Here is a 26230-nt window from a genome sequence, read left to right as displayed (position 1 = left end):
TGGCCGGTGGATCTTTGGTACCAGCGCGGCCACGGCCGGGAGGTGTCCCGATTCGGAACACCTCGGTGGTGTCCGTCCTGCCGCATGCTCGCCATGACCCGGCGCACCGAAACGAGGAGACCATGAGCGGTTACCGCACCATCAACCCGGCGACCGGCGAGCTCGTCAAGGAGTTCCCGGCGGCCTCCGACCAGGAGGTGGAGCACGCCCTGGCCCGGGCGCACGCCGCCTACCGGTCGTGGCGCGAGGTGCCAACCGGGCAGCGCGCGGCCCTGCTGCGGCGCATCGCGCAGCTGCACCGGGAGCGGGCGGACGAACTCGCCGCGATCCTGACCCTGGAGGTGGGGAAGCCGATCACCCAGGCGAAGGGTGAGGTCGCGCTGGTCGCGTCCATCTACGAGTACTACGCCGAGCACGGCGCGCGGTTCCTGGCGGATCGGCAGCTGGACGTCGCGGGCGGCGGCGAAGCGGTCGTGCGCACCGAGCCGATCGGTGTGCTGGTGGGGATCATGCCGTGGAATTTCCCCTACTACCAGGTGGCGCGGTTCGCCGCGCCGAACCTGGTGCTCGGCAACACGATCCTGCTCAAGCACGCGCGGAACTGCCCGCAGGCCGCCTTGGCGGTCGAGGCCCTCATCGCCGAGGCCGGCGCGCCGGATGGGGCCTTCGTCAATCTGTTCGCCGACAGCGGGCAGATCGCGCACCTCATCGGCGACCCACGAGTGCAGGGCGTGTCCCTGACCGGCTCCGAACGTGCCGGTTCCGCGGTCGCTGAGATCACCGGCCGCCACCTGAAGAAGTACGTGCTCGAACTCGGCGGTTCCGACCCGTTCATCGTGCTCGACGGCGAAAGCCTGGACAGCACGGTCGACGACGCGGTCGGCGGCCGCCTGTTCAACGGCGGCCAGGCGTGCACCGCGTCCAAACGGTTCATCGTGCTGGCGGACGTCTACGCCGCGTTCCTGGACAAGTTCGTCGCCAGGATGCGGCAGTGGCGGCCGGGGGAGCCCGCCGACCCGGCGACCCGGCTGGGGCCCCTGTCCTCGCACCAGGTGGTGGACGACCTCGAAGAGCAGGTGGCGGACGCGCTGGCGAAGGGGGCGACGTTGCGCACCGGCGGCCGCCGCGGTGACGGTCCCGGCGCCTGGTACGAGCCCACGGTGCTCACGGACGTGACGCCCGGGATGCGGGCCTACTCCGAGGAGCTGTTCGGTCCGGTCGCCGTGGTGCACCAGGCCGGATCGGCGGAGGAGGCGGTCGCGCTGGCGAACGAGTCGCCGTACGGGCTGGCGGCCTCGATCTACACCGCCGACGTCCAGCGGGCCCGCGCGCTGGCCCGGGACCTGGAATGCGGCATGGTGTGGATCAACGGCACGAGCAAGAGCTCACCGGATCTGCCGTTCGGCGGCGTGAAGCGGTCGGGCGTCGGGCGGGAGCTGTCCGAGCTGGGCATCAGCGAGTTCGCCAACAAGAAGCTGGTCCGGATCCCGCGCGTCCGCTCGTGAGTCCGGCCTCCGGCCGGCAGCTCGTCGACGGGCTGCCGGCCGGGTGGTCCGCTCAGGTGATCCCGAACTCCCGCATCTTGCGGTAGAGGGTGTTGCGGCCGATGCCGAGCGCCTGGGCCGCGCGGCTGCGGTTGCCGCCCGCGGCGTGCAGCGCTTCGACCACCGCCGTGCGCTCGGCGGACTCCAGCAGGCTGAGCGAGCGCCGGGGTGTGCGCAGCTCGTCGGGCAGGTCGTCGACGTCGACGGTGCTCCCGCAGGCGCGGCGGGCGAGCAAGGCCACGGTGTTGCGGAGTTCGGCGAGGTTGCCCGGCCAGTGCCAGGACATCAGCCGGTCCCACGCCGGCGCGGCGAACGTGGTCGTCGACTCCGGTTCCGGCAGTTCGGCGAGCACGGTCCGGACCAGCGCGGGCAGGTGTTCGAGGCTGTGCGCGAGGGCCGGCAGCCGCACGGTGGTGGCGACCTGCCGCACCAGGCCGACCGCCAGGTCGCCGGCGGCGTCGAGGTCCGCGGTGAACGCGAGCGGGACCCCCGGTGCGGCGAGGGCCCGCACCTGCGCCACCGACGGGACGGGGTCGTGGTGGATCCTGCGGATCACCAGGCCGCGTCCGTCCGCGACAGCCGCCGCGGCGTCCCCGAACCAGCCGGGCTCCAGGTGGGGTTCGACGACGAGCGGGTCAGGGGCGCCTTGCCGGCCCAGCACGCGCAGTGCGGTGCGGAGCTTCCCGGTGCCGCTCGGCCCCGTCAGCGCGATCAGTTCGCGGTGCCGGACGGCGGTCTCGAGTTGCCGGTTGACCTGGTCGTCGAAGTGCAGCAGGTCACCGACCACGGGCGGGGTGACCGCGCCGGTGGTGCCGCCGCCTGCCGGCGGGCTCGGGTGCCGGGACAACACTTTCACGCTGTAGGCGACTTTGCCGGCGTCCCGGATCGGTTCGACCAGGGCGTCGTGCGGGCCGTCGGCGAGTGGCACCCGCATGCGCCGGGTCCGGTCCGGGCCGTGTTCGCTCAGGTACCGCCACAGCAACGGGTGCAACTCCGGCCCGGTGTGGCTGAGCCCGAGGCGGTTGGCGAGCACGGTGTCCTCGTCGACGACGAGTGTGGCGGTGTTCGCCCGGTCCAGGGACAGGTAGGCGTGCACGAGCCGGCGGCGCCGGTCCCCGGCCTCGTCCAGGAGCCGCGCCTCGATCTGGCGTCCGATGTCCCCGGCCATCACCGCCATCAGCGGGTGGACGTCGCGCGTCGAGCAGGCCAGTGAGAACGAGCCGATGACGCGGCCGGTGCCGGGCTCGATGATCGGGGTGCCGGCGCAGGTGAGGTCCTCGAGCAGGGCGTTGTAGTGCTCGGGGCCGCGAACCAGCACGGGGCGGCGTTCGACGAGCACCGTGCCGATGCCGTTCGTGCCGATCGATCGTTCCGAGTAGTCGAACCCTTCGGCGGCCCGTGCCCGGTCCATCACCTCGCGCTGACGGCGCACCGCGGCGTGGCGCACCACGATCCGGCCGGTGGCGTCGGACAGCACCATGGCCACCGGCACGTCGGCAAGGCTGTCCTTCAGTCGTTCCAGCACCGGCTCGGCGGCGCGGCTCAGCGTCGTCCGGTTGTCCTCCGGTTCGCGGTAGTCGACGTGGTCGGGCGTGACCGGCACCGCCTCGCCCACACACCGCCGCCAGCTCTGCTCGATGTGCCGCGGCACGCCGCTGCGACCCGGCGGCGCGGCCAGCAGCCCGCCGCGGACGAGCGCCTCCCGGGTGCGGCGGATCCGTTCCCGCTGGTCCCGCGACAGGTCCGGCAAGTGGGGGATGTCGTCTCGACGCATCGTTGCCTCGTAGTCCGTCCCGAGCTGTCCGGACACACCGTAGCCGCCGCCGCGACCGCGTGCGGTGTTCCGTTCTGGAACACCCGTGATCGTTCCGAAACGGAACAACCGGCGGCGCCGCCCGCTCGCCACAGTGAGTCCCACCCCACAGCGGCCGCCGCACGGCCCCTGACGAGTTGGAGGAGGAACCAGATGACAACGGCGCCATCGACCCGCCCGCCGGGCACCTCGGCGGGAGCGGACGCCCTGCGCGCGCTCTACGCGGACTGGGCGGGCATCATCGCCACCACGCCGGGCCTGACCACGCGCTTGTTCCGCAGCATCTTCGACGAGTGGCACCAGCCCACGCGGGAGCCCGAGGACGTCACCTACCGCGAGGACACCGTCGGCGGCGTGCCCGGGATCTGGGCGCTGCCGGCCGGCGCGGACCGCTCCCAGGTGATGCTGTACACCCACGGTGGCGGCTTCGCCGTCGGCTCGGCGTCCAGCCACCGCAAGCTGGCCGCGCACGTGGCCAAGGCCGCCGGCGTCACCGCCTTCGTCCTCGACTACCGGCGGGCGCCCGAGCACCCCCACCCCGCCCAGGTCGAGGACGGTGTCGCGGCGTTCACCGCACTGACCGAGCGGGGCATCCGCCCGCAGGACATCACCACGATCGGCGACTCGGCTGGCGGGAACCTCGCCATCGCCATCCCGCTGGCGCTGCGGGAGCGGGGCCTGCCCCCGCCGGGGCGGGTGATCGCGTTCTCACCGTGGCTGGACATGGAGAACTCCGGCGAGACGCTGGTGACCAACGACGCGACCGACGCCCTGATCAGCGTGCCGCTGCTCGACGGCATGATCGCCGGCGTGCTCGCGGACGGCAAGATCGATCCGCGCACGCCGCTGGCGAACCCGCTGTACGCCGACTTCACCGGCTTCCCCCGGCTCTACGTCAACGCCGGCTCGGCCGAATCCCTGCTCGACAACGCCACCCGGGTCGCGGCGAAGGCCGAGGCGGCGGGCGTCGACGTCACCCTGTCGATCGGCGAGGGCATGCAGCACGTCTTCCCGTTCCTGGCCGGCAACGCGCCCGAGGCCGACGCGGAGATCGCCGCCATCGCGAAGTGGTACCGCGGCTGAGCCGCGCCCGTCCCCGACTCCAAGGAGCGACCATGAGCACCACCCGTACCCCGGACGTCGACGCGATCGTCATCGGCGCCGGATTCGGCGGCATCTACATGCTGCACAAGCTGCGCAACGAACTCGGCCTGTCCGTCACGGCCTTCGAGAAGGGCGGCGGCGTCGGCGGCACCTGGTACTTCAACCGGTACCCGGGCGCCAAGTCCGACACCGAGGGCTTCGTCTACCGCTACTCCTTCGACAAGGATCTGCTGCGGGAGTGGAACTGGACGACCCGCTACCTGGAGCAGGCGGACGTGCTCGCCTACATCGAGCACGTCGTCGAGCGTTTCGACCTCGGCCGCGACATCCGGCTGAACACCGAGGTGACCGGCGCGGTCTTCGACGAGGAGAGCGACCTGTGGACGGTCACCACCGCCACCGGGGAGACCACCACGGCGCGCTACCTGGTCAACGCGCTCGGCCTGCTGGCCAGGAGCAACATCCCCGACATCCCGGGCCGGGACAGCTTCGCCGGCCGCCTGGTGCACACCAACGCCTGGCCGGACGACCTGGACATCACCGGCAAGCGCGTCGGGGTGATCGGCACCGGGTCGACCGGCACCCAGTTCATCATCGCGGCCGCGAAGACGGCGAGCCACCTCACCGTCTTCCAGCGTTCCCCGCAGTATTGTGTGCCGTCCGGCAACGGTCCGGTGGACCAGACCGAAGTGGACCGCACCAAGGAGAACTTCGACGCCATCTGGGACCAGGTCCGCAACTCCGTCGTCGCGTTCGGGTTCGAGGAGAGCGGCGTCGAGGCGATGAGCGTGTCCGAAGAGGAACGTCGCAAGGTGTTCCAGGAAGCCTGGGACAAGGGCAACGGCTTCCGGTTCATGTTCGGCACGTTCTGCGACATCGCCACGAACCCGGAAGCGAACGCGGCCGCCGCGGCGTTCATCCGAGCCAAGATCGCCGAGATCGTCGACGACCCGGAGACCGCGCGCAAGCTCACCCCGACCGACCTCTACGCCAAGCGCCCGCTGTGCAACGAGGGCTACTACGAGACCTACAACCGGGACAACGTCGAACTGGTTTCGATCAAGGAGAACCCGATCCGCGAGATCACCCCGGCCGGTGTGCGCACCGCCGACGGGACCGAGCACCCACTCGACATCCTGGTGTTCGCGACCGGGTTCGATGCGGTCGACGGCAACTACCGGGCGATGGACCTGCGCGGCCGCGGTGGGCGGCACATCAGCGAGCACTGGACCGGCGGGCCGACCAGCTACCTCGGCGTGTCCACCGCCGGTTTCCCGAACATGTTCATGATCCTGGGGCCGAACGGGCCGTTCACCAACCTGCCGCCGAGCATCGAAACCCAGGTCGACTGGATCGGCGAGCTGATCCGCCACGCCGAGCGAACCGGGGTGCGGACGGTCGAGCCGACCGCGGCCGCGGAGGAGGCGTGGACGGCCACGTGTGCGGAGATCGCGGACATGACCCTGTTCCCGAAGGCCGATTCGTGGATCTTCGGGGCGAACATCCCCGGCAAGCGCAACGCCGTGATGTTCTACCTCGCGGGGCTCGGCGCCTACCGGGCGAAGCTGCGTGAGGTCGCCGACGCCGGATACACCGGCTTCGAGCTGACTCGGGAGGACGCGACGGCGGCCGTCTGAGCAGCCCTCACCCGGTGGGGGTGCCGGCCGGGACCGGCACCCCCGCTGTCCTGCTGGGTTGGTTCAGGGTGGCCCGTGGGCTGTGCCGCGCCTACCGTGGAACGACAACGTCACGCACTCGTCGACGAGGACGGACCGATGGCGGAGCTGGAGCGTTTCAAGCTGGTGATCGGTGGCAAGCCGGTCGACGCGACGTCCGGGGCGACGTTCCGGTCGGTGAACCCCTACACCGGCCAGGCGTGGGCCGAGCTGGCCGACGCCGCGCCGGTGGACGTGGACGCGGCGGTCGCGGCCGCCCGGTCGGCGTTGACGGGGGAGTGGGGCGCCACGACCGGGTTCGCCAGGGCCCGGCTGATGCGTCGGGCCGCGGAGGTGATCGCCGGCAACGCCGAACGCCTGGCCCGGCTGGAGGTCAGCGACTCCGGCAAGCTGTACCGGGAGATGATCGGCCAGATGGCCGGGCTGAGTTCCTGGTTCCACTACTACGCGGGCCTGGCCGACAAGGTCGAGGGACGGCAGATCCCCGCGCCCAACCCGGACTACCTCGTCTACACCCGTAAGGAGCCCATCGGGGTGGTCGCCGCGATCACGCCGTGGAACTCGCCCCTGCTGCTGCTCACCTGGAAACTCGCGCCCGCGCTCGCCGCCGGCTGCACGGTGGTCGTCAAACCGTCCGAACACGCCCCCGCCTCCACCGTCGCGTTCGCGGAGCTGTTCGACCAGGCCGGGTTCCCGCCCGGCGTGGTCAACGTCGTCACCAGCCAGGACCCGCAGGTGGGTGCCGCGCTGGCCGGCCACCCCGGCGTCGACAAGGTCGCGTTCACCGGCTCCACCGCCACCGGGCGCCGCGTCGCGCACGCCGCGGCGGACAACCTCAACCCGGTGACGCTGGAACTGGGCGGGAAGTCGCCGCAGATCGTCTTCGCCGACGCCGACCTGGCTGCCGCGGCCAACGGTGTGGTCGCCGGGGTGTTCGCCGCGACGGGGCAGACCTGCATGGCCGGCTCGCGTCTCGTCGTGCACGAGTCGGTGCACGACGAACTGGTGCGGCTGGTGGCCGACCGCGCCGCGACGATCGCACTCGGCGACCCGATGGACCCCGGCACGGAGATGGGCCCGGTCGCCAACGCACCTCAATACGCCAAGGTCATGCACTACCTGAAGACCGCGCAGGAGGAAGGCGCGACCATCGCCTACGGCGGCGCCGCCGACGCGGGGCTCGGCGGGTTGTTCGTCAAACCGACCGTGCTGACCGGGGTCGGTCCGGAGTCCACGGTCGTGCGCGAGGAGGTCTTCGGCCCGGTGCTGTCCACCCTGACCTTCCACGACGAGGACGAGGCGGTCGAACTGGCCAACGACACCGCGTTCGGCCTCGCGGGCGCGGTGTGGACCAAGGACGTGCACCGGGCGCACCGCGTCGCGGCCAGGGTCCGGGCCGGCACGGTGTGGATCAACGCCTACCGGGTCGTGGCGCCCAGTGTCCCCTTCGGCGGTTACGGCCAGTCCGGCATCGGCCGGGAGAACGGTGTGGACGCGATCGAGGCCTACACCCAGACGAAGTCGGTGTGGGTCGAGCTGAGCGGCGGCACGCGCGACCCGTTCACGCTCGGCTGAGCCCACGCCGCCGGCGGGACAGCGATTGTGGCCGGTGGCGGCGCGGCGGCCCCGCCGTGAGGGAGGCGTCGGTGGATCACGGTGACCACGCGGTGACCGGCGTCCGGCCGGAGAACGTCGTGCTGGACGTCAGCGGTTTGTTGCGCGCGTCGGAGGGCAACGTGGTCGACGCCCGGCTGCGCCGTCAGCCCGGTGTCCTCGACGTCGCGGCGAACCCGGTGGCGCAGACGGCGACCGTGACGTTCGACCCGTCGCGCGCCTCGGTGGCCGGCTTGCGGCGGTGGGTGCAGGAGTGCGGCTACCACTGCGCGGGGCAGTCGGTGCCCAACCACGTGTGCGATCCGCTCGAGGAGCCCGGCCACGCCGGGCGTGTACCGCGCTCGCCCGAGGCGATGGAGCACGGCGATCACGCCGGGATGTCGATGGCCGCGATGGTGGCGGACATGCGCAACCGGTTCCTGGTGGCGCTGGTGTTCTCGGTGCCGATCCTGCTGTGGTCGCCGATCGGCACCGAGGTGTTCGGGCTGCACCTGCCGGTGCCGTTCGGGTGGCGGCCGGACGTGTGGTCGCTGCTGCTGAGCCTGCCGGTGATCTTCTACTCGTGCTGGATCTTCTTCGACGGCGCGGTGCGGGCGCTGCGGGCCCGCAGCCTGGACATGATGGTGCTGGTCGCGGTCGCGGTGGGCGCGGGATGGCTGTACTCGGTGGCGGTGACGCTGTCCGGCGGGGGCGAGGTGTTCTACGAGGCCGCCACGGTGCTGGCGGCGTTCGTGCTGCTGGGGCACTGGTTCGAGATGCGGGCCCGCGGCGGCGCCAACGACGCCATCCGCACCCTGCTCGACCTCGCCCCACCCCACGCGGTGGTCGTCCGCGACGGTGCGGAGGTCGAGGTCGCCACGGCTGAGATCGTGGCCGGTGACCTGCTGCTGGTCCGGCCTGGCGCGAAGATCGCCGTCGACGGTGTGGTGGCGGACGGCGAGAGCGAGGTCGACGAGTCCATGGTCACCGGCGAGAGCCTGCCGGTGCACAAGGCGCCCGGCTCGCCGGTGATCGGGGCGACGATCAACACCAACGGGGTGCTGCGGGTGCGGGCGACCAAGGTCGGTTCCGACACCGCGCTCGCGCAGATCGTCAAGCTGGTGCAGGAGGCCCAGAACTCCAAGGCCCCTGGGCAGCGGCTGGCCGACCGGGCGGCGTTCTGGCTGGTGCTGGTCGCGCTGGTCGGCGGCGCGGCCACGCTCGCGGCGTGGCTGCTGGCCGGTGCGGCGTTCTCCGCGGCGATCCTGTTCGCCATCACCGTCGTGGTCGTCACCTGCCCCGACGCGCTGGGCCTGGCCACCCCGACCGCGATCATGGTCGGCACCGGGCTCGGCGCCCGGCGTGGGGTGCTGGTCAAGAACGCGATGGCGCTGGAGACCTCGGCACGCGTCGAGGTCGTGGTGATGGACAAGACCGGCACCCTCACCAAGGGCGAACCCGAGGTCACCGAGGTGGTCGCCGACGACGAGCACGCGCTGTTGCGGCTGGTCGCGGCAGTGGAACGCGAATCCGAACACCCGCTGGCCCAGGCGATCGTCCGCCACGCCGACCGCGCCGGCGTCGCGCGGGTGGACGCCGAGCGGTTCGAGAACGTGCCAGGGCACGGCGCGATCGCCCAGGTCGACGGGCATCGCGTGGTCGTCGGCAACCGGCGACTGCTGGAGCGGGAAGGCGTCGCCCTCGGGCCGCTGGCCGCCCGGCGCGACCGGCTCGCCGCCGGCGGGCGCACCGCGATCGTGGCCGCGGTCGACGGCGTCGCCGCCGGGGTGATCGCCATCGCCGACGCCCCGCGCGAAACGTCGGCCGCCGCCGTCTCCGACCTGCACGACCTGGGCGTGGAGGTGGTCATGCTGACCGGCGACAACCAGGCCACCGCCGACCGCATCGCCGCCCGGCTGGGCATCGACACCGTCATCGCCGAGGTCCTGCCCGGCGACAAGGCCGCGAAGGTCGCCGAACTGCAGGCCGGGGGGCGCCGGGTGGCGATGGTCGGCGACGGGGTCAACGACGCACCGGCCCTGGCACAGGCGGATCTGGGCATCGCGATCGGCGCCGGCACCGACGTCGCGATCGAAACCGCGGACGTGGTGCTGATGCGCTCCGACCCGCTCGACGTGCCGGCCGCCCTGCGCATCGGCCGTGGCACGCTGCGCAAGATGCGGCAGAACCTCGGCTGGGCCGTCGGGTACAACGCCATCGCGCTGCCCATCGCCGCCGGTGTGTTCGAACCGGCCTTCGCCCTCGTGCTGCGCCCGGAGATCGCCGCCCTGTCGATGTCCGGCTCGAGCCTGATCGTCGCCGTCAACGCGCTGGCGCTCAACGGGCTCCGGCTGCCCGGGCCGCCGGAGGCCGAGCGCCCCGTTCCCGCCCGCAGCGACAGCGTCACGACGTGACCGCGGCGGGGACCTTCTGCCCCCCGGCACGCGACCTTGGCCCATCGCACCCGCAGGGGCCCGGGCGCACGCTGGCGGTACCGCGCGGAAGGGGACGACCATGAGCACCGATCGCGAGACGCCACCGGAGGCGGGGGCACATCGCACCGGCGCCGCGGGCACGGCGGGATGATGCTGCTGATGTGCGCACCGCTGCTGGTGATCGCCATTGTGCTCATGCTGACCGGGGTCGCCGGCGCGGCGATGGTGGCCGGCATGAGCCGGGGCGGCCCGGCCGGCCGGAACTGACGGCCCGGTTCCCCGGATCGAGGAAGGGCGGGAGCCGACGATGATGTACTGGTACGGAAACGGGATGAGCGGCTGGGGCGTCGCGCTCATGACCGTCGGCAACGTGCTGTTCTGGGGACTGGTGATCATCGGGGGCATCGCCTTGTTCCGCGTCCTGCAACACGGGAACGGTTTCGGTGGCCGCGCCCGCCCGTCCCCGGAGGAACTGCTGGCCGAGCGGTTCGCCCGCGGCGAGATCGACGAGCAGACCTACCGGCGTGACGTGGAGACCCTGCGGCTGCACAACTCCGGGGCGGACCGCTGATCCCGGCAGGACGAGCCGGTGAACGGGAGCGACGTCATGAGCGATACCTCCACCGTCGGCATCGGGGGACAGGACGCGCTGCGGCGGCGTCTGAAGCGGGCAGCCGGGCAGGTGCTGGGCGTCGAACGCATGCTCGCCGAGGAGCGGCCCTGCGGCGACGTGCTCATCCAGCTCGCCGCGGTGCAGGGAGCCCTGCGCGCGGTCGCTCAGCAGATCCTGTCGTGTCATCTGCGCAGCACGTTTTCCAGTGTGGCGGCCGGTGAGGTGGCCGCGGCCGACGCGGCGGAACAGGCCGCCTATTTCGCCGGCCTGCTCAGCGAAGCGGCGCGCGCCCAGCGGGTCGCGGCCGGCCGGGCGGTGACCTGAAGACCCGCGTCGCCGGCACCCGGGATCGGCCGCACCACCCCGCGGCGGGCCTGACCGGCGCACACCGTGCTGCGCAGGCCGCGCCTGTTCAGTCGTCCGCGTGGAGTCCCGCGAAGGCGGCGTCGATCGCGGCGGTGGCGGTCGCGGGGTCGGTTCCCGTGCGCGCCAGGAGCGAGGTGCCCTGGGCGAGGACGAGCAGGAGTTGCGCTTGCGCTTCGGGTGGGGAGGCGGTGCTGACTTCCCCGCGTTGCTGGGCTTGCCGGAGCGGTTCGATCAGCAAGTCGGCGAACCGGGCGAACGCGTCGGTGACGAGGGCGGTGGCTTCGGCGTCGTGGGGGACGAGTTCGGCGATGGTGTTGCCCATCATGCAGCCGTGCGGGGCCTGCGGGTCGGAGGCCACGGTTCCGAGTTGCGCGGGCATCACCAGGACCTCGCGCAACGCGGGGAGCAGCGGGACCTGCGTGAGTGCTGACCGGAGGGTCTTCTCGTACTCGGCCCAGTACAGCTTCACCGTCTCGAAGTACAGCCGGCGTTTGTCGCCGAACGCGGCATAGAGGCTCCCGCGTTCGAGTCCGACGCCGTCGACGAGCGCCTGGATCGAGGTTCCGCCGTAGCCGGACGCCCAGAAGATGCTTTGCGCCGTGGCCAGCGCTTTCGCCGGGTCGAACGCTCTGGGCCGCCCTGTCCTTGCCATGTCCCCACTCTATGACTTCTTGACTGCACGTTCAAGAAGTCATAGAGTCGCGGACGACTTCTGGAACGCTTGCACGGAAATCGGGGCGTTCCCCGGCACAGACAGGAACCACCATGAAAGACCTGCGCACCTACGGCGCCTATGCGGTCGTCACCGGAGCGTCCTCCGGCATCGGCGAGCAGTTCGCGCGGCAGCTGGCCGCCGCGGGCGTGACCCCCGTCCTGGTCGCGCGCCGGAAGGACCGCCTCGAGGCGCTGGCCGCGGAGCTCTCCGGCGCCTACGGCGTCGACAGCTTGGTCGTCGCGCTCGACCTCCTTGAAGACGGCGCCGTCGACGAGCTGTCGCGACAGGTCAGCGGCCTGGACATCGGGATCGTCGTCGCGAACGCCGGCATCTTCCACGCCGGCCCGTTCGTGGGCAACGAGCTGTCCGACGAGCTGGACGTCCTGGCCCTGGACGGGGCGCTGCCGCTGCGGCTGGCGCACCGGTTCGGGCGGGAGTTCGTCGGCCGCCGTCGCGGCGCCCTGATCCTGGTGGCGTCGAGCCTCGCGGCCAGCCCGGTGCCCTTCCAGGCCAACTACGCCGCAGTGAAGGCGTATGTGCTGTCGCTCGGGCAGGCGCTGAACCACGAGTGGAAGAAGCACGACGTCGACGTCCTCGTCGTCTCGCCGGGCCCGACGCGCACCGAGGGTCTGGACAACGCCGTCGGCATCGACTTCGGCAAGCTCGGCGGGCGCAAGATGGACCCCGCCGTGGTCGCGCGCACAGCACTGCGGCAGCTCGGCCGAAAGGCGCACGTGATCCCCGGCTTGATGAACAACCTCGCCGATCTGGCGGGGAAGTACCTGCTCCCGCGGTCGGCGTCGGTCCGGCTGTACGGGCGGATCATCGAGCAGGCCCTCACCGGACCGGGGACCGCGGCATGAGCCGGGCCGTCCTCCGCGACGCGTTCGGCGGGCCGGAAGTGCTTCAGGTGCGCGAAGTTCCCGAACCGCACGCAGGTCCCGGCGAGATCCGCGTCGCCGTCCGCGCGGCCGGGCTGAACCCGATGGACTGGCAGATCGCCGGTTCCGCCCGCCACGCGGCCATGTTCGGCATCACCGGGCCGTCCGGCTTCGGCTGCGACCTCGCCGGCGTCGTGGACGAGGTCGGGCAGGGCGTCACCGAGTTCGCCCCGGGCGACCGCGTGTACGGCGGGGTGCTCGTCGGTGCGGTCGCCGACCATGTCGTGCTGCGCGTGCCGCTGGCGCCGCCGAACCTGTTGCGGCACACCCCCGACGGCATCGACGACGCCACAGCGGCGGCGTTGCCCACCCCCGGACTCACCGCGGCTGCTGCCCTGGACGCGATTCGGGTCGGCCCGTCGGACACTGTCCTGGTCGGCGGCGCCGCGGGCGGTGTGGGCGTCCTGGCGGTGCAGCTCGCCGGGGCGACCGTGATCGGTACCGGGTCCCCGGGAACGTTCGACTTCCTGGAGCGTCTCGGCGCCGTGCCGGTGACTTACGGCGCCGGCCTCGCGGACCGGGTACGCGCGCTCGCCCCGGACGGCATCACCGCCGCGACCGACCTGCACGGCACGGAGACCGCCGAGACGGCCCTCGCGCTCGGCGTGCCCCCGGCGCGAATCTCGACCATCGCCGCGGACCGTCAGCTCCCGGGCGTGCACGCGACGGGCGCCTTCGCCGCGGACCCGGCCGCACTGGAGCGCATTGCCGACTTGGTCGCCGCCGGAGCGGTCACCGTGCCCATCGCGGAGTCGTTCCCGCTCGACCGGATCCGGGAGGCTGTCGCGCTGCAGGCGGGCGGCCACGTGCACGGGAAGATCGTGGTGACGCTGTAACCGTTCGGGCACGCTGCCTCCACGAGCCGATTGGCGAGAACGGGCCCGGTAACCCGGCAGTTCTGCGGGAATCACCGGCGCGGGCGGCGCTTGCCCAAGCGCATGAACTGGTCACCGAGCCAGCGCAGGGCAGAGGTGGCAACCTCGGCGTTTGCGCAGCCACTCGCTGCAACAAGCCGAGCAGGCGCTACGCGGTCCGCACTCTCGGTGTCGGCGAGGACGTGCCCGGTCCTCCGGCGCGCCAGCCGCACAGCCACATCGGAGGAGAACCGAACTCGGTGTGTGGGTCGAGCGGGCGAGGCAGCGTGTCGGCCGGGCAACGCACGTCGGGGTGAGGCGCGCGGTGAGTGGGTGCGCGACCATTCGACCAGGCGCAGCCGTTCACCTGTGACAAGTACCTTGCGCGTTTCCTCCCTCCGGGAGCGCGGTTGCGCGTGGTGCAGGCGGACGGCACGGTAGCTACCTACACCGGGAAGGACGAGGGATCCGAATGACGCTCATGGCGGCTGTGCCCACGTTTCGCGATGGTGTGCCGGGTGGTGAGACCGTCGACGTCACCAGTGATGAGGACGTGACACGCCTGGTCGAACTGCTGGCGCAGCCGTGGGCGGACACGGGCAGCATTCAGACCGATGACGCGGTTCTGGACGTGCACGTGCACGAGGGCTGGGGGTATCTGCTGTACTCCGGCGCGGCTGGATATCTCGTCACCGATGGGGATCCGGAATCGCCCTCCGCGCCGTCGGAGACGGGGTTTCCCGCTGGGAGCGGGCTTCCTCTCGAGCGGATCACCGAAGCTGTTCGTGAATTCGTTCGGACCCGGCGGCTGCCAGGTGCTGTGCCCTGGCGTGACGTGGGTGCATGACACCTGGTGGAAAAGGGGCTGCCGCCCCCTGGAAGGCAGGAGGCGGCAGCCCCAGGACCGAGGTCAGCGGCTGCTGTTCCGGCGGCGGCGCAGCGCGAAACCGCCACCGGCGAGCGCCAGCGCTCCCGCCGCCAGCGGCGCCGCGAACATCGGCACCACCACGGTCGTCACCGTGTTCGAGTTGTCGTTGCCCGGGTTCGGATCCTCCTCGTTGCCCCGCACCTTCGCGGTGTTGAACAGGGTCTGCACACTGCCGTCGGCAGTGCCGGACACCGTGATCGTCGTGCTGTCACCCACACCGAGCGAGCCGCCGGTGCAGGTCAACACCATGTTGGCCACCGCGCAGCCGGGCGAACTCGTCGTCACGTTCGTCAGGCCCGCCGGAATCGAATCCGTCACGGTGTAACCGCTCGACGTGCCCGGGCCGTTGTTCAGTACCGTGAGCGTGTAGGTGACGGTCTCACCGTTGTTCACCTGCGCCGGACCGTCCTTGACGAGCCCCAGGTCCGTCGGCTGCGCGACGCACGAGGCCGCGTCGTTGCCGCCGGACGCCGGGCCCGTCTGTGTGGAGATGATCTGGAAGGCCGGGTTCGCCGAGGCGGGGTTGGTCACCTGCAGCCGGTAGAGCGTGCCGTTGTTCTCGTACATGCCGAGGTCGCCGTTGCCGTAGGCGAACACGCCGCCGAAGGTCCCGGCGGGCAGGCCGGCGTTGAAGTTCTCGACCGCGCCGGTGTTCGGGTTGACCCGCGTCACGGTGCCGTTGGTCGCGACACCCCACAGGTAGCCGTCGGCGAACACGAAGTCGGCGTAGGAGGTGCTGCCGTTGAGGTCGATGCGCTTGACCACGCTGTTCGTCACGGGGTTGACGACCCAGATGTACGGCGCGGTCCCCATCGCCACGTAGAAGTTGCCCTGGTCGTCGAACGTACCGACGTTGTAGCCGGTGATCGTCACCCCGTTGACGACCGTGCCGGGCGCGGGCAGCCCGGCCGGCGGGCCGAACCCGGTCGCGGTGCCGTCGGAGTTGATCCGCCACAGCCCGCCGTTGGTGCCCCGGATGCCGTAGAGGTAGTTGTCGACCGTGTTGTAACCGATCGCGTTGTAGTTGTCGATCGCCGGAGCACCGATCGGGCTGAAGGTGATGTTGCCCTCGCCGAAAGTGCCGCCGTAGAGCTGCCCCTGCGTGTTGTTGTTCACCGCCTGCGCCAGGAAAACCTGGCCGGTGCAGACGAACGGCGCGGCCGACGCCGTGCCCGCGCCGGTGAACACCAACCCGCCCGCCATCGCGGACGCGGCCAGGGTCAGCATCCCCGCGCGCTTCAACTGTTGAACGACCACTGATTTTCCTTCCGGTGTGCGGAACGGTCATCCGGAAGGACAGGACGTCCTGGCGCGAACATGTCGCGTTCCCCCGCGGAGGGGAGGCCCGCCGGGGTGTCCTTGGCGGTTGTCGCGGCTCTGCCGCCCGAGGCAAGGGTTCATCACGTTCCCCGCGCGGGCTCCTATCCGTCGTTGAGCGCGGCCGCGGTCATGGCGACGTGCCGGGCCAGTAGCTCGGCCGCGGTGTCGGCGTCGCGGGCCAGCGCCGCCTCCTCGAGCCGGCGGTGTTCGTCGGAGCCGTCCCGGTCGGGGTTGCGCTGCGTCGCCCAGCGCCGGGCCAGTTCGCTCGCCGTCCACATCCGGTCGAACGTCTCCAGCAGGACGGCGTTGCCGCAACCTTCCAGCAGCGTGCGGTGGAAGACCCGGTGAGCCTCCGACCACTCGCTGCTGTAGTACTCGCCCTCCTCCGGCGCCCACACCGGGGTGCGGGCCAGGCGGTGGTGGGCGGCTCGCACGCGGGCCTCCCAGTCGACGTCCCCGCGTTCGATGGACATGCGCAGCACGGACGGCTCGACGATCTGGCGGGCCTCCGCGATCTGCTGCCAGCGGCGGTCCGAGAACGCGACGACGGCGAAGCCGCGGTTGGGCAGGCGGTCGGCGAGCCCGTCGCCGACCAGCTGCACGAGCGCTTCCCGCACGACCGCCAGGCTCACGCCCTGCTGCTGGGCGAGTTCCTGTGGTTTGAGGGCGGCCCCGGGGCCGTGCTCGCCGCGCATGATCGCGTCCCGAAGGTGGGCGTAGACCTGCTCGGAGAGCATCTGCTTCCCCGGTGCCCGGGATGTGGGTGCCATGCCGGAAGCATAGACGATCTGGTTGATAATCGATTATTCGTGCTATCGTCGATCTCGCGCGGCGAAGTACGCCGCCAGCACGGTCTGAGAGGAATGACGCGATGAGCGCCAACGACCCGTTCGCCCGCCTCCCGGAGGCGGCCTCCTTCACGCTCACCAGCACGACCGTCGCCGACGGTGCTCCCTGGTCGCGCGAGCAGTACTCCGGCCTCTTCGGAGTGCCGGACGGGAAGGACGTGTCCCCGCAGTTGACCTGGAGTGGGGCCCCGGAGGGCACCAAGAGCTACGCCGTCACCGTCTACGACCCCGACGCGCCCACCGGTTCGGGCTTCTGGCACTGGGCGGTCGCCGACATTCCCGCCGCGGTCAGCGAGCTGCCCGAGGGCGCCGGCGACGACTCCGGTTCGGGTCTGCCCGCGGGTGCCTTCCAGCTGCGCAACGACGCCGGCCTGGCCCGCTTCATCGGCGCCGCGCCGCCCGCCGGGCACGGGCCGCACCGCTACTTTGTCGTGGTGCACGCCCTCGATGTCGAGTCCGTGGGCGTCGCGGCCGACGCCACCCCGGCCGTCCTCGGATTCACCATGTCCGGGCACACCCTCGGCCGCGCGGTCCTGATCGCCACCGCCGAAATCCCCGCTTGACGGGCAGCATGTCCGGCCGGATCGGCACCACGGAGATGTACCTGCGCATCATCCTGGAGCTCGAGGAGGAAGGCGTGGTCCCCAGGCGTGCCCGCCTCGCCGAGCGTCTGCACCGGAGTGGCCCCGCCGTCAGCCAGACCGTCGCTCGCCTGGAGCGCGACGGCCTGCTCCGCCTTGCCGCCGGCCGGCGCCTCGAGCTGACGGAGGAGGGCAGGCGGATCGCCACCCGTGTGCTGCGCAGGCACCGGCTCGCGGAGTGTTTGCTGGTCGAGGTGATCGGGCTGGAGTGGGAGCACGTCCATGCCGAAGCGTCGCGCTGGGAGCACGTGATGAGCGAGGCCGTCGAACGCCGCTTCCTGGAACTGCTGCGTCATCCGACGGCCTCGCCCTACGGAAACCCCATCCCGGGGCTGGAGGAACTCGGCGGGAGGAGCAGCAATGTCGACGAGACCGCGCTCAGCCTCAGCGCGCTGGAGCCGGGACCGAGCGGTGCCAGCGCGCTCGTCCACCGCATCGGGGAACGGATCCAAGCGGACACCCAGCTCCTGAACAGTCTGCGGCGCGCCGGTGTGCGGCCGGGCGCGGTCGTGAGCGTGAGGTCGTCACCCCACGGCGTGTACGTCGGCACCGGCGGGGAGACCACCGAACTCCGCCCGCAGACGGCGTCGCACGTCTACGTGGTCAAGCGGTGAACCGAGCCTGACCCGGCTCGTCGAGGCCTGCAACGGGGCCGGCCTCGACGAGACGCCGGGAGTCGGTTGTTGCCCGGCTCCTCGGCGAGAGCCTCAACGCCCGATGCGCTACACGGATTGTTCGATGTGCTCGAAGATGTCCGCGTCGGTGGCTTTCTGCCAGTCGGGAAGGTCGTGCCAGTCGGCGACGTAGGAGGGTTTCGGGTCGGGAAAGTGCTTGAAGATCTGGCCGATCCAGCAGAGCGCGACGAATCGTCCTTTTTGGTCGCGGGTCAGCTTGCTGGTAGCGCCGCCGGTCGCCGTGACGAAGGCACGGACTTGGTCGTACACCGCGGCAGCCGCCTCCCGTTCCCAGTCCGGGGTGTCCTCCCAGGGCGCGATATAGCCGGGCTTGGGCTGGCCGGGGTAGTGCTTGTTGACGCCGGCGATCCAGGCTTCCCGGAAGGTGCGGCCTCCGTCGTGTGTCATTCGTGCTCCTTGCTCACGTCAGGGTGCTGAGTGCGTGGATGTCGGCGGTCAACTGCCGGATCCGCGGGTGCGCAGGCGTGCGGGAGAGGTGTTGCTGGAGTACCTGCAGTTTGCGGATCACGACGGCGGAGCCGGTTTGGCGGGCGATGGACACGGCGGTGCCGGCGTAGGCGGCGACTTGGTCCGGATCTTGCCGCTTCAGCCCGAGAAGTGCGAGGTCGGTGACCACGGCGGCTTCGCGCCGCAGGGTCAGGCCCGACTGGAGCGCGTCGGTCAGCGCCCTTTCGGCGAGGTCGGTCCGGCCGAGGGAGAGGTAGCAGGTGCCGCGCAGTTCGGGCAGGCGTGAGCCATCGAACCGCAGCCAACCCCGGTTGGACGGGGGCTGCGGGAGCTGCAGCACTTCGGTTGCGGTGTCGAGCGCCCGCTGGCAGGCGTCGAGATCGCCCAGCCCAGCGTGAGTTTCTGCTTGCACAGCGGCGATCCAGTGCCGGGTGGGCAGACTGGGATCACCTCGCCGGGCAAGCGTTGCGGCGAGGTCGAGGAGAGGGGCCGCGTCGCTGAACCGGCGTTCGTAGACGGCGATGTAGGCGTGCCGGGTCAGCGCGCACGCCCACAGGTCGATCGCGCTCGATTCTTTGCCGGCGGTGGCCGCCAAGGTGTAGCAGTGTGCGGCGTCGCCATAGCGGTCCGCGTCGAAGAGGATTTCGCCGGCCAGCTGGAAGAGGTCAGCCGCGAGTGCGCAGAGGTGCTGCCGGGTGTGAGGGGTCTGTGCCTGCGTCAAGGCTTCGGACAGGATCTCGAGCTGCGCACGAACCGGCGGCAGCACCGTGCCCTTGCTCGGAGCGAGCGCGTAGGCCCGCCACAGGTACCGGTTGAGCTGGGAGTAGGCCGCGACCGTGGCCGAGTTGGCGGTGGTGCGGCCGACGGATTCGGTGACAGCGTCCGCGGGTTCCGGGAGACTCAGGAAGGCTCCGGCCATGCTGAACAGCCGCAGCAAACTTCGCCGGTTCATATCGTCTTCCTCTGACGGATCGCCGGGCGGCACGTGCACCACCCGCTGCTCAGAAGGGGCCGGCCTCTGGCTGTTCCGGCGGATGTCCGGAGACAGCAAGGCTCCGAGTTCCTCGAGCGTGACACCAAGGGCCTTGGCGATGCGCCCTCGACGCCAGGGCTGCGGGGTCAACTCGCCGCGTTCCCACCGTCCCACGGTGGTGAACTCGACACCCACCGCCGTCGCGAACGCTTCCTGGGTGTAGCCCATCAGGCAGCGTTGCGCGATGAACGCATCCCGTCGCTCACCCATATCGGCTTCCCCTCTCGTCCTCGGGAGCCACGATAACGAGCAACCGAAGGTCACTGATCACCGACCGGGCATCGGCACCTGATCGGACCAACGGCCGCGCTGACGTTGTTTTCGCAGCTCAGCGCAGTGTCGCCGTGTTGACGCCGTGTCGACGCATCCTGTACGCGCTGGGTGCGGAGAGGGGCGCCCGCTCTACTGGATCCGTCAGCGGCCGAGCAGCGGCCGGTGACAACTGACCGAATGGAGGAGCGTATGACCGCGGTGATGAATGGTCCGGTGACCGGCCGCTCGCTCGTCTCGCACGAGCTGTTCAACCGCCTTGCCCGTCGCCTCGCCGTCGAGGAGAAGCTGGATCCGGGACTGTCGGAGCGCATCGTGGATCAGGCTCTGGCATTCCTGGCGGCCTGCGCGACCAACTGCGGTGCACCGCTGGCTCCCAGTGAACTGGTCGACCTGGGCTGGCACACCTTCGTCCTGCACACCAAGGACTACGCCGAGTTCTGTGACCGCGTGGCGGGACGTTTCCTCCACCACGTCCCGACCGACGAGAGCGACCCGAGCGCCGGCGGCCCTGCCGCCCGGGACACCCTGGTTCGCACGATGTCCGCGATCAGGGGAGCGGGCTACACCCTGGACGTCGACCTCTGGCCGCACTCGGATGCCGATCACGTCAACTGCTCACAATGCAAGAATGGCTGCTACGACGACCCGCCGCCGGCGCAGTGCTAGAGGGGGATCCGATGGTTAGTCGGCCGTGGGGTGAGTTGCCCGTCGCGGCGCGCGCGGCGATCGAACGGCGAACGGGGCCGGTCGTGCGTGCCGAAATCCCGTCGGCCGGCCGCAACTCCGATTTCTCGGCGACGCTGCATCTGCGCGATGGTGGCCGGGTTTTCTGCAAGGGTATCGCCGACGCTGGTGGTCGCAGGGGTGCGATGCACCGTCACGAGGCCGAGGTCAACGCGTGGCTGCCCGCCGTGATCGCGCCGCGGTTGCTGTGGCGGGTCGAGGTCGGGGAGTGGCTGCTGCTGGGGTTCGAGTGCGTTGCCGGTCGGCACGCCGACCTCGCGCCGGGGTCGCCCGATCCGGCGAAGATCGTGCCCGTGCTCGACGTCATGGCCGAGGAGCTGGCGGCGTGCCCGGTCCACGCGCCATCCCTGGCTGAGCAGTGGGGGCGGCTGGCGGCGTGGCGCAGGCTGGCGAAGGACCTCCCGTCCGGTGTGGACCCGTGGGCCCGGGACCACCTCGACGAGCTGGTGGCGGGGGAGGCGCGCGCGATCGAGGAGGTCGCCGGTGATCACTTGGTGCACACCGACCTGCACTCGCTCAACATCCTTGTCGGCGACGAGGGCGCTCGGGTGGTGGACTGGGCCTGGTCGCGGCGGGGCAACCCGGCCGTGGACACGGCGTTCCTGATACCGCGACTCATTGCCGCGGGCCACGAGCCCGAGGCTGCGGAACGGTGGGCTGAGTCTGTGGTGTGCTGGCAGGGCACTCCAGCCGCCACGCGGACCGCGTTCGCCGTCGCGATCTGGGGTATCTGGCAACTGCTCGAACGGGACCACCCGCTGCCGCACCGACCGGCACTCACCGCTGCCGCGCGGGCGTGGGCGCTCCACCGGCTCGACCAGCGCGTTTATGGTCCGGCAGAGGATGGCCAAGGTTGACCAACCCTGATTGGTCAAGTACCGTTGACCTGGTGGAGCGGACGGTGAAGGTGCAGGAGGCCAAGACGCGGCTGTCCGCGATCCTGGCCGACGTCGAGCGGGGCGAGGAGGTTGTCATCGCACGAGGGGACGTGCCGGTGGCCCGGCTGGTGCCGTTTCAGGAGCCGCCGGAAAGGGAGTTGGGGTTCGTCCCCTACCGGGTTCCGGACTCGTTCGACGAGCCGCTTCCCGAGGACGAACTCGCGGCATGGGAGGCGTGACGCCGCGACGGTTGATGCTCGACACGCACGTGCTGCTGTGGGCGTTGACCGATCCCGCCCGGCTCTCCGATCAGGTCCGCGCCGCGGTCGCCGATCGCCGCACGGAGCTGTTCGTCTCCGCGGCCTCGGCATGGGAGATCGCGACCAAGCAACGACTGGGCAAGCTGCCGCAAGCCGAGGTGCTGGTGCGCGCGTACCGGCAGCACCTCGCGCGACTGGCCGTGGACAGTGTCCCTGTGACGGACGAGCACAGCCTTCTCGCGGGCTCGATGGAGTGGAAGCACCGCGACCCGTTCGACCGGATAATCGCCGCGCAGTGCATGACGGAATCGCTGCCACTGGTGACCGCCGACGAGGCCTTCCAGACCGTGGCTGGGGTTCAGGTGCTGTGGTGATCGTGCTGAACCGAGTTCGCCGAGCATCGCGCGGGACCAGGGCGCACAACTGAGGGGTTCTGAGAGCACCTCCCACCCACCAGGCTTGCACCATCAGCCAGGGCGGTTACTCAACCGGGGTGGTCTTGGACGAGGACTTCGTGCCGCGATCGGCCGACCGTTGTCGGCGCGGTCATTGCCGCGTCGACACTTGTGCCGGTGGTGGCGTTGATCCGCGCGCGGCGGCGCTCGACCTCAGCGCCCAGGCGCCGTCCCGCAGCACGGTGCCGTCGGTTTCCCGCCAGCGTTGTCGCCGCGCCACTTCTACCGTCGTCGCCGTGGACACTGATCTTTCGACGGCCCGGCCGGTGCTTCGTGCGCCGGTGGTGGCGTTCCTGACGCTCGCTGCCGCGCTGGGCACCGCGACCCTGTATCCCCTGCAGCCCTCGATCGCGGAGGTCGCGGGGTCGCTGGACGTGCCAGCCGCCGTCGTCGGCACGGTGCTCGCCTGCGGTCCGGCCGGGTATCTCGCCGGGCTCGCGGTGCTGGTCCCGCTGGTGGACCGGTTCCCGCCGAGAACGGTGGTGGCCGCGCAGTTCGCCGCGCTCGCCGTCGCCTTGGCGCTGGCCGCCGCCGTGGGTTCGGCGGCGCTGCTCGGGCTCGTGCTCGCCGTGATCGGCGCCGGCTCCGCGGTGGGGGCGCAGCTGAGTTCGGTGGCGGGACGGCTCGCCGAGCCGCGGCGGCGGGCGACGGTGCTCGGCGTGGTGACCGCCGGGATCTCCGCGGGCATCCTCGCCGGGCGGATCGGCGGAGGCTGGCTGACCGGGCTGATCGGCTGGCGTCCCATGCTGCTGGTGTTCGCGCTCGCGTGCGCGGTCATCGCGGTCGCCGCCCGTCTGGCGTTGCCCGCCACACCCGGCCGCGCCGGAACCGGGTACCTGGCCACGCTGCGCGGGCTGCCGGGGCTGTACCTGAGGTACCCGGTGCTGCGGCTGGCCGCCGGGCGCGGCGCCCTCTGGTTCTTCGCGTTCTGCGCGGTGTGGGCGGGCATCGCGGTCGCGCTGTCCCAGCCGCCGTTCTCGTATTCGCCGGAACGGATCGGCCTGTACGGGGCGGCCGGGCTGCTCGGCATCGTCGCCACCCGCATCGCCGGGGTGTGGACCGACCGCATCGGCGCGCGCCGGGTGATCCTCATCGGACTCGCGCTTGCCGCCGCGGCGGCGCTGACACTCGGCCTCTTCCTGCCGAACACACCCCTCACGCTGGTCTGCCTCGGCCTGTTCGACGCCGGGCTGTTCGCCGCGCAGGTGGCCAACCAGAGCACGGTGCTCGCGCTCGACCCGGCGGCGCCCGCCCGGTTCAACAGCGCCTACATGGTCGTCTACTTCGTGGGCGGCAGCCTCGGCACGGCGGCCGGCGCGGCCGCGGTCGACTGGTTCGGCTGGACCGCGACCGCGGCAGTCTGCGCCATGGCGATCGTGGCCGCGGCCGCGATCACCGTGAGCAGCCGGGTCGGATCACGCTGACGCGCGCAACGCCTGCGACAGCGCGTCGACGGTGACCCCCACGATCGCCCGCAACTGCGCGGGACTGGTTCCGGCTCTGCTCATGACGGCGAGGGACTGGTTCACGGCCGCGGCGTGCACGGCGAAGGCTTCGGCGTCCCGGTCGGTCAGCCCGCTGGTCTTCAAGGCGGCGCGCAGGCGCAGGCGCTGGCGACCGAGCGCCTGCTTGGCGTGCGCGGCGACGCGCGGGCTCAGGGCCGGGATCGCCATGGCCGACTGGGCGATCAGGCATCCGTCGGGCAGTCCGGGATCGGCGATGCGGTCGAGGGTGACGTCGAAGAACGCGCGAACGGCGGCGACCGGGTCGGTGTCCACGCGCGACAGTGCGGCGTCGTACTTGTCGCCGTAGCGCGCGGCGTAACGGTCCAGGCAGCGCAGGAAGAGCGTGTCCTTGTCGCCGAGGGAGGAGTAGATGGAGCTGCGGTTCAGGCCGGTTGCCCTGGACAGGTCGTCGAGTGAGGTGTCGGCGTAGCCCGAGCGCCAGAACTGGATCATCGCCGCATCGAGTGCGGTGTCGGTGTCGAACTGCTTCTTGCCTGCCACGCGACCAGGCTAACACATCTTGGACTGATCAGTTCAAGATGTGTTAGCGTCGCCGGCGTGCTCATGAACAACCTCGTCCACGACCTGCCCCTGCAACATCTGACCGGATTCACCCACCGCTGGGTCGACGCGGATGGCGTGCGCCTGCACGCCGTCGAAGGCGGACGAACGGGCGGCCCGGCCGTCGTCCTGCTCGCCGGATTCCCGCAAACCTGGTGGGCCTGGCGAAAAGTGATGCCCCGCCTCGCCGAACGGTTCCACGTCATCGCGATCGACTTGCCGGGCCAGGGCCACTCCGAGCGCCCGGAGCGCGGCTACGACACGCACACGGCCGCCGCGCGCGTCCACGCCGCCGTGGCCGCCCTGGGCGTGTCGAGCTATTCGCTGGCCGCCCACGACATCGGTGCCTGGGTCGCGTTCTCCCTCGCCCTCGGCTTCGAAAACCACCTGCGCCGGGTCGCGCTGCTCGACGCCGGAATTCCCGGTGTCACGCTCCCGGAGACGATTCCCACCGATCCGGACCGGGCGTGGAAGACCTGGCATTTCGCGTTCCACACCGTGCCCGAGCTACCCGAGGCGCTGCTCGCCGGCCGTGAACGCGAATACGTCGGCTGGTTCCTGACAGTGAAAGCCTTGTCTCCCAGCACCTTCGACGACGCGGAACTCGACCACTACGCGGCGGCCGTCGCCGCCGACGGAGGCCTGCGCGCCTCCCTCGCCTACTACCGGGACGCCGCGGAATCGGCGCGCAAGAACCGCGAGGCGCTCGAGCAGCGGCGGCTGACCGTGCCGGTCCTCGGGATCTCCAGCAGCCACGGCTCCATCCCGGACATGGCCGCCTCCCTCAGCCCCTGGGCGGACAACACCACCGGCATCGTCGTGCCGGACGCCGGGCACTTCATCCCCGACGAACAGCCCGACGCCGTCGCCGACGCGCTGACCGAGTTCCTCGCCGACGGCCACTGACGCCCTCCGGGGGCTCAGCGTTCCCGCTGCGGCGACAGCGAAACAGTGCGGGCGACCGCGGCGCGTGCCCGGGCGTCGGCGGCCCAATGAGGGGCGTTCCACTTCTCCGCGATGGTGGCGGCTCGCGTGAAGTGGGCGGCCGCGTCGCCGGGACGGTGGAGGAAGAGGGCGAGTTCGCCGAGGGTGTGGGCGACCGGAGGCAGCGCCAGCGACAGGCTTTCCGCGCCGGCTGGGGGGTTGTCGTGGTGGAGGAGCAGGGCCGTGTAGGTCTGGGCGGCGGTGCCGGTGTCGTCGAGGGCGATGGCCGCCAGTGCACGCAGGCTGGTCAGGAACGTGAAGAAGAAGTCGGGGCGGATGGGAGGTGCCGCCGCGCGGGTCCGGCGTGCTTCGGCGTCGTGACCGGTGGCGTGGAGGGCCAGCGCCAGCAGGTCGGTCACCATGGGGCCGAGGGCCTCGTGCAGGGTACGGACGTCGTCCAGATGGTCGCCGAGGGTGCCGTCGTTGAGCCAGATCGTCGCTCGTGCGAGGTGCCGGAAGCCGGCGTGGACGGAGCCGGTGTGGTGCATGCGCTCGGTGGCTTCGGTGTAGCGCCGTTCGGCCTCGGCGTAGCGGCCCTCGATGAGGACCAGGGTCGCCAGCGCGATTTCGGCGGCGATCGCTTCCGGCATCCGGTAGGCGCGGGCGAGGTCGAGCGCTTCGCCGATCGCGCGGCGCAGGGTTGCCGGGTCGTTGACCGTCGCGGCGTGCACGGCCTGGTTGACCAGCCCGGACACGCGGTAGACGGGCAGGTCGTGCTCGATGCCGATCTCCACAGTTCGCGCGAGTACTCCGCCCGCCCGGGGTCGCGGGCGAGGACGAGGAGCGCGGCGGCCCGCAGACGCGGGCCGGTGGCGAGGTCGAGTGCTTCGCGGGCCGCCGCCATGACCGTCGGGTCGTCTTCGCCGACCAGTTCGTCGGCGTAGGCGACCAGGAGGCGGGCCCGCACGTCGGGGGCGAGATCAGTTCGGGTGAGCAGGCGGCGGAGGCGGTCGACGATCGGGCGGTCGACGGTGCCGTAGGTGCGGGCCTGCCAGGAGGTGGGC

Annotated in this window: 26 protein-coding genes; 18 read left to right on the top strand and 8 right to left on the bottom strand. The window is 71.3% G+C overall.

The genetic code is table 11. The features are described 5' to 3' along the window. Positions 1 to 122 precede the first annotated feature (122 nt). Positions 123 to 1505: an NAD-dependent succinate-semialdehyde dehydrogenase gene (locus L2C96_RS16050; RefSeq protein ID WP_237336751.1), complete on the top strand. Its 1383-nt coding sequence runs from the start codon at positions 123 to 125 to the stop codon at positions 1503 to 1505. A 52-nt stretch (positions 1506 to 1557) separates the two neighbouring features. On the opposite strand, the gene L2C96_RS16045 is transcribed toward L2C96_RS16050, so the two are convergent. Next, complete coding sequence (locus tag L2C96_RS16045) at positions 1558 to 3318, bottom strand: sigma-54-dependent Fis family transcriptional regulator (RefSeq protein ID WP_237336750.1); 1761 nt, start codon at positions 3316 to 3318, stop codon at positions 1558 to 1560. A 192-nt stretch (positions 3319 to 3510) separates the two neighbouring features. Here L2C96_RS16045 and L2C96_RS16040 point away from each other — a divergent pair, with 192 nt between their 5' ends. The 6 genes from L2C96_RS16040 to L2C96_RS16015 all read left to right on the top strand — a co-directional run bounded on the left by L2C96_RS16040 (position 3511) and on the right by L2C96_RS16015 (position 11102). After that, positions 3511 to 4440 (top strand): alpha/beta hydrolase, encoded by a 930-nt coding sequence (locus tag L2C96_RS16040; protein WP_237336749.1) that lies wholly within the window; start codon positions 3511 to 3513, stop codon positions 4438 to 4440. 32 nt (positions 4441 to 4472) lie between these two features. Beyond that, positions 4473 to 6098: a flavin-containing monooxygenase gene (locus L2C96_RS16035; protein WP_237336748.1), complete on the top strand. Its 1626-nt coding sequence runs from the start codon at positions 4473 to 4475 to the stop codon at positions 6096 to 6098. Positions 6099 to 6236: 138 nt separating this feature from the next. After that, entirely contained in the window at positions 6237 to 7712 is a 1476-nt protein-coding gene (locus L2C96_RS16030; RefSeq protein ID WP_237336747.1) for an aldehyde dehydrogenase, read from the top strand. Between the two features lie 71 nt (positions 7713 to 7783). Beyond that, positions 7784 to 10144, top strand: coding sequence for a heavy metal translocating P-type ATPase (locus L2C96_RS16025; protein ID WP_237336746.1), 2361 nt, complete (start codon positions 7784 to 7786; stop codon positions 10142 to 10144). Between the two features lie 328 nt (positions 10145 to 10472). Then, the gene (locus L2C96_RS16020; RefSeq protein WP_237336745.1) at positions 10473 to 10736 is read left to right on the top strand and encodes an SHOCT domain-containing protein; all 264 of its coding nucleotides are present in this window, start codon (positions 10473 to 10475) and stop codon (positions 10734 to 10736) included. Between the two features lie 36 nt (positions 10737 to 10772). Continuing rightward, positions 10773 to 11102: a metal-sensitive transcriptional regulator gene (locus L2C96_RS16015; protein WP_237336744.1), complete on the top strand. Its 330-nt coding sequence runs from the start codon at positions 10773 to 10775 to the stop codon at positions 11100 to 11102. Positions 11103 to 11190: 88 nt separating this feature from the next. Here L2C96_RS16015 and L2C96_RS16010 read toward each other — a convergent pair whose 3' ends face one another. Then, positions 11191 to 11796, bottom strand: a complete 606-nt coding sequence (locus L2C96_RS16010; protein ID WP_237336743.1) for a TetR/AcrR family transcriptional regulator — start codon at positions 11794 to 11796, stop codon at positions 11191 to 11193. Between the two features lie 113 nt (positions 11797 to 11909). On the opposite strand from L2C96_RS16010, the gene L2C96_RS16005 reads away from it, so the two are divergent. From L2C96_RS16005 to L2C96_RS15995, 3 genes are all read left to right on the top strand, one after another. Beyond that, the gene (locus L2C96_RS16005; protein ID WP_237336742.1) at positions 11910 to 12722 is read left to right on the top strand and encodes an SDR family NAD(P)-dependent oxidoreductase; all 813 of its coding nucleotides are present in this window, start codon (positions 11910 to 11912) and stop codon (positions 12720 to 12722) included. Next, on the top strand, positions 12719 to 13636 hold the full coding sequence (locus L2C96_RS16000; RefSeq protein WP_237336741.1) for an NADP-dependent oxidoreductase: 918 nt from the start codon (positions 12719 to 12721) through the stop codon (positions 13634 to 13636). Before L2C96_RS16005 ends, L2C96_RS16000 begins: the two co-directional genes overlap by 4 nt. 490 nt (positions 13637 to 14126) lie before the next feature. Further along, positions 14127 to 14501, top strand: coding sequence for an Imm1 family immunity protein (locus L2C96_RS15995; RefSeq protein WP_237336740.1), 375 nt, complete (start codon positions 14127 to 14129; stop codon positions 14499 to 14501). Between the two features lie 63 nt (positions 14502 to 14564). Here the strand turns inward: L2C96_RS15995 and L2C96_RS15990 are convergent, their stop codons facing one another. After that, positions 14565 to 15839, bottom strand: coding sequence for a DUF6923 family protein (locus L2C96_RS15990; RefSeq protein WP_237336739.1), 1275 nt, complete (start codon positions 15837 to 15839; stop codon positions 14565 to 14567). A 164-nt stretch (positions 15840 to 16003) separates the two neighbouring features. After that, a complete protein-coding gene (locus L2C96_RS15985; protein ID WP_237336780.1) occupies positions 16004 to 16639 on the bottom strand; it encodes a GntR family transcriptional regulator in 636 nt (211 codons plus the stop codon). A gap of 134 nt (positions 16640 to 16773) precedes the next feature. Here L2C96_RS15985 and L2C96_RS15980 point away from each other — a divergent pair, with 134 nt between their 5' ends. Next, the gene (locus L2C96_RS15980; RefSeq protein ID WP_237336738.1) at positions 16774 to 17313 is read left to right on the top strand and encodes a YbhB/YbcL family Raf kinase inhibitor-like protein; all 540 of its coding nucleotides are present in this window, start codon (positions 16774 to 16776) and stop codon (positions 17311 to 17313) included. Between the two features lie 8 nt (positions 17314 to 17321). Beyond that, positions 17322 to 18005: an iron-dependent transcriptional repressor DtxR gene (locus L2C96_RS15975; protein WP_308191155.1), complete on the top strand. Its 684-nt coding sequence runs from the start codon at positions 17322 to 17324 to the stop codon at positions 18003 to 18005. A 108-nt stretch (positions 18006 to 18113) separates the two neighbouring features. On the opposite strand, the gene L2C96_RS15970 is transcribed toward L2C96_RS15975, so the two are convergent. Next, positions 18114 to 18473 (bottom strand): hypothetical protein, encoded by a 360-nt coding sequence (locus L2C96_RS15970; protein ID WP_027929107.1) that lies wholly within the window; start codon positions 18471 to 18473, stop codon positions 18114 to 18116. A gap of 13 nt (positions 18474 to 18486) precedes the next feature. Then, entirely contained in the window at positions 18487 to 19776 is a 1290-nt protein-coding gene (locus tag L2C96_RS15965; protein ID WP_037322187.1) for an NsdA family TPR-like regulatory protein, read from the bottom strand. Positions 19777 to 20028: 252 nt separating this feature from the next. On the opposite strand from L2C96_RS15965, the gene L2C96_RS15960 reads away from it, so the two are divergent. From L2C96_RS15960 to L2C96_RS15940, 5 genes are all read left to right on the top strand, one after another. Beyond that, positions 20029 to 20505: a glycine-rich domain-containing protein gene (locus L2C96_RS15960; protein ID WP_027929109.1), complete on the top strand. Its 477-nt coding sequence runs from the start codon at positions 20029 to 20031 to the stop codon at positions 20503 to 20505. A 35-nt stretch (positions 20506 to 20540) separates the two neighbouring features. Then, the gene (locus L2C96_RS15955) at positions 20541 to 21440 is read left to right on the top strand and encodes a phosphotransferase family protein (RefSeq protein ID WP_237336736.1); all 900 of its coding nucleotides are present in this window, start codon (positions 20541 to 20543) and stop codon (positions 21438 to 21440) included. Between the two features lie 32 nt (positions 21441 to 21472). After that, positions 21473 to 21700: a type II toxin-antitoxin system Phd/YefM family antitoxin gene (locus L2C96_RS15950; protein WP_027929110.1), complete on the top strand. Its 228-nt coding sequence runs from the start codon at positions 21473 to 21475 to the stop codon at positions 21698 to 21700. Then, positions 21688 to 22095, top strand: coding sequence for a type II toxin-antitoxin system VapC family toxin (locus L2C96_RS15945; protein ID WP_237336735.1), 408 nt, complete (start codon positions 21688 to 21690; stop codon positions 22093 to 22095). The genes L2C96_RS15950 and L2C96_RS15945 overlap by 13 nt, the downstream gene beginning before the upstream one ends. 317 nt (positions 22096 to 22412) lie before the next feature. Beyond that, a complete protein-coding gene (locus L2C96_RS15940) occupies positions 22413 to 23600 on the top strand; it encodes an MFS transporter (protein WP_237336734.1) in 1188 nt (395 codons plus the stop codon). On the opposite strand, the gene L2C96_RS15935 is transcribed toward L2C96_RS15940, so the two are convergent. Next, the gene (locus L2C96_RS15935) at positions 23592 to 24182 is read right to left on the bottom strand and encodes a TetR/AcrR family transcriptional regulator (RefSeq protein WP_237336733.1); all 591 of its coding nucleotides are present in this window, start codon (positions 24180 to 24182) and stop codon (positions 23592 to 23594) included. The genes L2C96_RS15940 and L2C96_RS15935 overlap by 9 nt on opposite strands. A gap of 63 nt (positions 24183 to 24245) precedes the next feature. Here L2C96_RS15935 and L2C96_RS15930 point away from each other — a divergent pair, with 63 nt between their 5' ends. Then, positions 24246 to 25148, top strand: coding sequence for an alpha/beta fold hydrolase (locus L2C96_RS15930; RefSeq protein ID WP_237336779.1), 903 nt, complete (start codon positions 24246 to 24248; stop codon positions 25146 to 25148). 14 nt (positions 25149 to 25162) lie between these two features. On the opposite strand, the gene L2C96_RS15925 is transcribed toward L2C96_RS15930, so the two are convergent. Further along, positions 25163 to 25960 carry a hypothetical protein gene (locus L2C96_RS15925; protein ID WP_237336732.1) on the bottom strand — a complete coding sequence of 266 codons (798 nt, stop codon included), beginning with the start codon at positions 25958 to 25960 and terminating at the stop codon, positions 25163 to 25165. Positions 25961 to 26230 lie beyond the last annotated feature (270 nt).

It is taken from the genome of Amycolatopsis tucumanensis (genome assembly GCF_021654135.1).
Taxonomy (GTDB): Bacteria; Actinomycetota; Actinomycetes; order Mycobacteriales; family Pseudonocardiaceae; genus Amycolatopsis_E; species Amycolatopsis_E tucumanensis.
The sequence above is the reverse complement of the archived record's forward strand: the minus strand, read 5'-3'. Positions and strand labels throughout refer to the sequence as shown.